The organism is Streptomyces sp. URMC 127, from assembly GCF_051386535.1.
GTDB lineage: Bacteria > Actinomycetota > Actinomycetes > Streptomycetales > Streptomycetaceae > Streptomyces.
The window spans coordinates 1-5,438 of record NZ_JBPQTW010000325.1 but is presented as its reverse complement, the minus strand read 5'-3'; the positions used below and the strand labels follow the sequence as shown (position 1 = coordinate 5,438).

At 73.6% G+C, this 5,438-nt stretch carries 6 protein-coding genes; 1 reads left to right on the top strand and 5 read right to left on the bottom strand.

The genetic code is table 11. The annotated features are described in order from the left end of the window. The 3 genes from ACSNOH_RS33170 to ACSNOH_RS33160 form a co-directional block, all read right to left on the bottom strand. Nucleotides 1-1,215, bottom strand: a 1,215-nt coding sequence (locus tag ACSNOH_RS33170; RefSeq protein WP_436725159.1) for an MFS transporter, incomplete at its 3' end; no start/stop codon positions are given. A gap of 151 nt (nt 1,216-1,366) precedes the next feature. Further along, nucleotides 1,367-1,948 carry a TetR/AcrR family transcriptional regulator gene (locus ACSNOH_RS33165; protein WP_436725158.1) on the bottom strand — a complete coding sequence of 194 codons (582 nt, stop codon included), beginning with the start codon at nt 1,946-1,948 and terminating at the stop codon, nt 1,367-1,369. Nucleotides 1,949-2,081: 133 nt separating this feature from the next. Continuing rightward, nucleotides 2,082-2,990 (bottom strand): hypothetical protein, encoded by a 909-nt coding sequence (locus ACSNOH_RS33160; protein WP_436725157.1) that lies wholly within the window; start codon nt 2,988-2,990, stop codon nt 2,082-2,084. Nucleotides 2,991-3,132: 142 nt separating this feature from the next. Between ACSNOH_RS33160 and ACSNOH_RS33155 the strand changes: the two genes are divergently transcribed. Then, nucleotides 3,133-3,606, top strand: coding sequence for a DUF192 domain-containing protein (locus tag ACSNOH_RS33155; RefSeq protein ID WP_436725156.1), 474 nt, complete (start codon nt 3,133-3,135; stop codon nt 3,604-3,606). On the opposite strand, the gene ACSNOH_RS33150 is transcribed toward ACSNOH_RS33155, so the two are convergent. Together ACSNOH_RS33150 and ACSNOH_RS33145 are read right to left on the bottom strand one after the other, a co-directional pair. Then, on the bottom strand, nt 3,590-4,960 hold the full coding sequence (locus ACSNOH_RS33150) for a hypothetical protein (RefSeq protein WP_436725155.1): 1,371 nt from the start codon (nt 4,958-4,960) through the stop codon (nt 3,590-3,592). The two genes, ACSNOH_RS33155 and ACSNOH_RS33150, sit on opposite strands and share 17 nt — an antisense overlap. Before the next feature lie 170 nt (nt 4,961-5,130). Further along, on the bottom strand, nt 5,131-5,438 hold a 308-nt coding region (locus tag ACSNOH_RS33145; protein WP_436725154.1), incomplete at its 5' end, for a prepilin peptidase.

Here is a 5,438-nt window from a genome sequence, read left to right as displayed (position 1 = left end):
GGCGGGGGCCGGGCCCGCGGGAGGGTTCGTGGCGGCCGGGCCGACGGGAGCGGTCGCGAGAGCTCCGGCGGCCTCGGCCGTCTTCCGGCGGACGAGGTCGGGGACGAGCGTGCCGAGCCCCGCGACGGCCAGGGCGGCGCCGAGCCACAGCGGCGCGCGCAGCCCGGAGGCGTCGACGGCCAGGCCGCCGACGGAGGAGCCGATGACGATCCCGAGGGTGATGCACGAGGAGTGGATGGTGTTCACCAGCGGCCGGGCGTTGCCGGCGCGCTGGACGCGGGTGACCATCGCCGGGTTCATGGTGACGCCGACGAGCCCCATGCCCACCGTGAAGGCCACCGCGGGGACCGGCAGGTGCGCGGTCAGGGCGAACCCGGCGAGGAAGAGGGCGTTGAGCGCCAGCCCGCACAGCAGGACGGGGACGGCGTGGCGGTCGGCGAGGCGGCCCACGATCCAGTTGCCGACGACGGTGGCGGCACCGTAGGCGATGAGCAGCAGCGGAACGGTGCCCGCGGAGAAGCCGGCGAGCCCGGTGAGGACCGGGTTCAGGTAGCTGAACGCGGAGAACGTGGCCCCGATGACGAACGTGCTGGTCGAGAGCGTGAGCCAGAGCCTGCGGCGCTTGAAGACGGCCAGCTCCTGGCGGATGCCGCCGCCCTCGGCGGCGCGCTCCACGGCGGGGATGCCGGCGGCGGTGCACAGGGCCGCGAACGCGGCGAGCGCGGAGATGGCCCAGAAGGCGGCGCGCCACCCGAAGCGCTCGCCGACGAGCGTGGACAGCGGAAGGCCGAGCAGCGTGCCGAGCATCAGGCCGTTCAGGGCGACGGCGGTGGCCCGGCCGCGCAGTTCGGGGCGGGTGAGCTGGGCGCACAGGGAGAGGGCGACGCCGAAGAACGCCTGCGAGGCGACGCCGGTGACGATCCGCGCCGCCAGCATGGCGCCGTAGGTGGTCACGGTCGCGGCCAGCACGTTGCCGGCGAGGAAGACGGCGAACAGCACCATCAGGGCGGCCTTCGGCCGCAGCCGCATCACGGCCACGGTCAGGAGGGGTCCGCCGAAGGCCATGGCGAGCGCGAAGGCGGTGATGAGGTAGCCGATCTCCGGGATGGTGGCGCCGAGCCCGTCGGCCATCTGCGGCATCAGTCCGGCGACGACGAATTCGCTGGTCACCATGGCGAAGATGCCGAGGGCCAGGAGATGGACAGCGCGGGGCATGGTGGGGTGCTCCTCGGGGGGTTCTGTGGGTTTGCGGATTACTCGTTTTGGATTGATCAGTACAAAATCAGCGCATGCAAAGCGGCAATGCACAGCAGGTGAGGGCTGGGCGACAGGCTGGGCGACAGCCCAGGGGTGGCGCGGCGTCGCGTCACACCGCGGCGAGCGTGGTGCGCACGATCCCCTCCAGCGCCTCCCGCCCGGCACCGGCCCGCGCCGAGACGCGCATGCCGCCGATGGCCGCGATGACGAAGTGCGCCAGCGCGCCGGCGTCCTTGGCCCGGTCGATGTCGCCGTCCCGCTGCCCGGACTCGATGGCAGCCTTCAGCGCCTCGAAGCGCCGCCGGTAGTCGTTCTCCAGCACCCGGGCCACCTCGGCGTCCCTGGCGGCGAGCTCGACGCAGGTGTTGACGACCAGACAGCCGCGGCCGTCCTCCGCGTAGAGCCCCTCCTCCTCGACGATGACGTCGAGGAGGACCCGGAGCTTCTCCCGGGCGGGCAGCCCGCTCTCCAGGACCGCGCCGATGCTCTCGTTCTTGCGCTCCATATAGCGGAGCAGGGCGCGCCGGAAGAGGTCGTGCTTGCTCTTGAAGGCGTTGTAGATGCTGCTCCGCCCCAGCCCCGTGGCCTCGCACAGGTCCTGGGTCGAGGTCGCCTCATACCCGGCGGTCCAGAACGCCTCCAGCGCGGCGTCGACCGCCCGCTCCTCGTCGAACTTCCTCGGTCGGGCCATGATCCGACCGTAGCAGTTTTGGATGGAGCGATCCAATAGCTAGTGGTCCCGTGACTGTCGGTCCCGGCTCTGTCGGTCCCGTAGCTGCCGGTCCCGTAGCTGTCCGAGCAACCGCTGTGCCGCGCCGCGCTGCTCATGAGCGGAGGTCGTCGAGCGCGCGCCGGATGGTACGGATCATCAGACGCGGCCGGTAGACGACGTCGTCCCGGGTGAAGCGGAGGATGCGGCGCACCCCGGGGCAGCCCGCGAGCTCGTTGAAGCGCATGGTGTCGTTCTGGTGGGCGGCCCTGGTGCCGTGCCAGGTGAACCCTTCGATCTCGATGCCGAGGCCCTCCGCGCGGAAGAGGAAGTCCAGGCGCACCGTGCGCCCGCGGGCCGTCGTCACCTCGGCCTGGGACTCCGGGTGGAGCCCCGCCCGCCCCATCTCCAGGCGGGCCATGGACTCCGCCGGAGATCCGCTGGCCGAGTCCGCGAGCGCGAGCGCCCGCCGTGCCGCGCGGGTGCCCGGCCGGCGCGAGGCCCCCTCCAGGGCCCGCGCGGCCTCGGCCCGGCACACCAGCCCGCGCGCGAGCGCGGAGTCGGCCGCGATGACAGCCTCGTCATGCGGCAGCACGCGCAGCAGGTCGCACAGCGTCCGCACGGCCGTGGTGACCCGGACCCCCGACACGACGGTGACCTCCCCCTCGTGCAGCGGGATCCGGTGGACGAGGGCCCCGGCCCCGGCTCCGGCCCTCCGGCCGGCGGAGGACGTGAACTCCGGTCCGGCCGGGCGTATCAGCACGAATCCATGGGCGACGGCGGCCGAGCCGTGACTCGCGACCAGCTCCGGGTGCTGCAACTGCAGGGCGCGCAGCCGCAATCCGAGACCGGCCCTCCGGCCGGGCTCGGCCCAGGCCCCGGTGTGCAGCCGGGACCAGCCCGCGCGGCGCAGCGAGCGGGCCGCCCCGCCGCGGGACAGCCCCGCGGCCACGGCCTGGGACGTCAGCACGAATCCGCCTTGCGCGACGGCCAGTTCGCGCAGGCACCGGTGCTCTGCCTTCATCCACCAAGGACAGCGCATCCCTGCCCGTACGGCGACCCCTGTGGATAACCGGGTAACCGGGTAACCGGGGACACCGCGGAGCGGGCGCCACGGCCGCAGGGTGATACAACGTCGGACACGGGCCGACGGAAGGACACGGGACATGGGCCGCTGGCAGGACGGCCGGGCGACACTGTGCATCAACGGGGGCGCGGCCGGGACGATCAACGAGAGCACGGCCGGGGCAATCGACGAGAGCACGGCCGGGGCAATCGACGAGAGCACGGCCGGGGCAATCGACGGGAGCGCGGCCGGGACAGCGGCGCCGCCGGTGGCGGCGATCCCCCTGGAGATCGCCGCCTCCTACCGGGCGCGCACGCGCGGACTCCTCGGCCGGGACGGCATCGACGGCGCCATCCTGCTGACGCCCGCCGGAAGCATCCACACCTTCCGGATGCGCTTTCCCATCGACGTCGCCTACCTGGACCGCCGGTTGCGGGTCCTTTCCGTCCGCACCATGAAGCCCGGCCGGCTCGGCGCGCCCCGCCTCCGTGCCCGGCACGTGCTGGAAGCGGAGGCGGGCGCCATGGAGAAGTGGGGTCTGCGGCCGGGCGTCCGGATCACAGTGGAAGGCTGATCCCGGCCGACCGGGCGCGCCGCCCCGCGTGCTGACGCGCCCGGCCCCTCGGACGGGCCGTTGCCGGGCGGCCTCGCCGCCGGGCCAGCAACCACCACCCACCGAGCCAGCACAGCAGCGCGCTTCCGGTGGAAACGCCCACGTAGCCGCCGATCCGCAGCGCCTCCCGCCCGGCGCTGCCGTCGTTCGCGACGGCCTGCGGGTCCGCCGTGACGCCGAATCCCGCGGCCGCGGCGTCCCCGTCGTAGGCCGGAGCGGCCTTCGGCGTCCCCTCCACCGAGACGTGCAGGGTCACCGGCACGGGGTGGCTGACGACCTCGCCGACCTTCGGGTGCAGGCCGACCTGCAGGTAGTACCAGCCGGCGACGCGCATCGCGTTCGCCGGGTCCGTACGGGCCCGCGAGCGGTTGTCGTACGCGACGGGAGCCGTGCTCAGGGAGACCGACTCGGGCGTGCCCCGGTAGTCCTCGAAGACTTCCCTCGCGAAGCCCCGCGCCGGGTTGTTGAGCCCGATCCGCACTCCGCCCGGGGCGTGGAACCCGGGCGGCGCGAAGGCCTTGGGGATGTCCGCGACGACGGAGAGGCGCTGCCCCCAGGAGACGGGGATCCGGTAGAAGCGGGTCTGGCCGGGCAGCGCGTCGTCCCTCCAGGTGCCCGTGGTCACGGGCGGGGCGTCGTTGAAACCCGTGCCGCCGGCGACCCGCTTGACGGCCTTGTCCGGCGAGGAGGCCGCCACCGGCCGCCAGCTGCCGGGGCCCGGGGGGACGGCCGTCCCCCCGGGCTTGAGGCCGGGCTCCGTCATGTACTTCAGCTCGGTGGGGTAGACGGCGGCGCCGGCCGCGGCCTTGGTCCGCTCCACGACGACGCGGTACCGGCCCGCGTACCGGCACGTGCTCGCGACCGGGCCCGCACCGGCGTCCGGCTGGAGCCTGCGGACCGCGTAGTCGGCCAGTGGATGGCCGCTGTCCTCCTGCCGGAACCTGGCCTCCCCCGACCCGCACTCCTGCCCGTCCTCCTGCTGGAGCAGGACGCGGATGCCGTCGCCGGGGCTGACGTCGGCTCCGGGCGCCGGTGCCGCGACCGCCGAGACGTAGACGTCCGACTTCGCGTCGAGGTCGACCGCGTAGAACTTCTTCTCGCCGGGAGCGATCGTGTCCGTGTACGTCCCCGGCCGGAGCAGGGGGCCGCCCTCGTCCGAACCGGAGCCGGTGACCTCCTTGGCCCGCGCGGCCGTTCTGTAGGCCGACAGGTCATCGGCCTCCACGGCGAACGCCGCCTCTCCCTGCCCGAGCGGAAGCACACAGAGCGCCGCCGCCGTGGCGAGGACGGTCCTGTGGCTGCGCCGGTACCGCATCACACGCCTCCCCGGCATAGCGAATTCGGTCCGGCCCCATCCTGCACGTGCGGGTGTCAACTGCGCAGGCGTTCCGCACGCTCGTAACCCTTCGTCAGCCCGGCAGCCCGACCGTTCGTCAGCTCGACCGCTCGTCAGCGCGTCAGCCCGACAGCTTCTCGTTCAGCTCGTCAGCCGGAAACGCCCGCCGCCCCGAGGAACAGCCCCAGCAGGGCACCGGCGAGCATGAACGGCCCGAACGGCATGGCCGACTTCCTCCCCGCGCGGCGCAGCACCATCAGGCCGATGCCGTAGGCGGAACCCAGCACCAGCCCCAGGAAGAAGCCGGCGAACAGGACGACCCACCCGTACCAGCCCAGGGCGGCGCCCACGACGAGCGCCAGTTTCACGTCCCCGAAGCCCATGCCGTCGGGGTGGATCAGGAAGAGGACGAAGTACACCCCGGCCAGGGCGAGTGCGCCCCCGGCGGCCCCGGCCC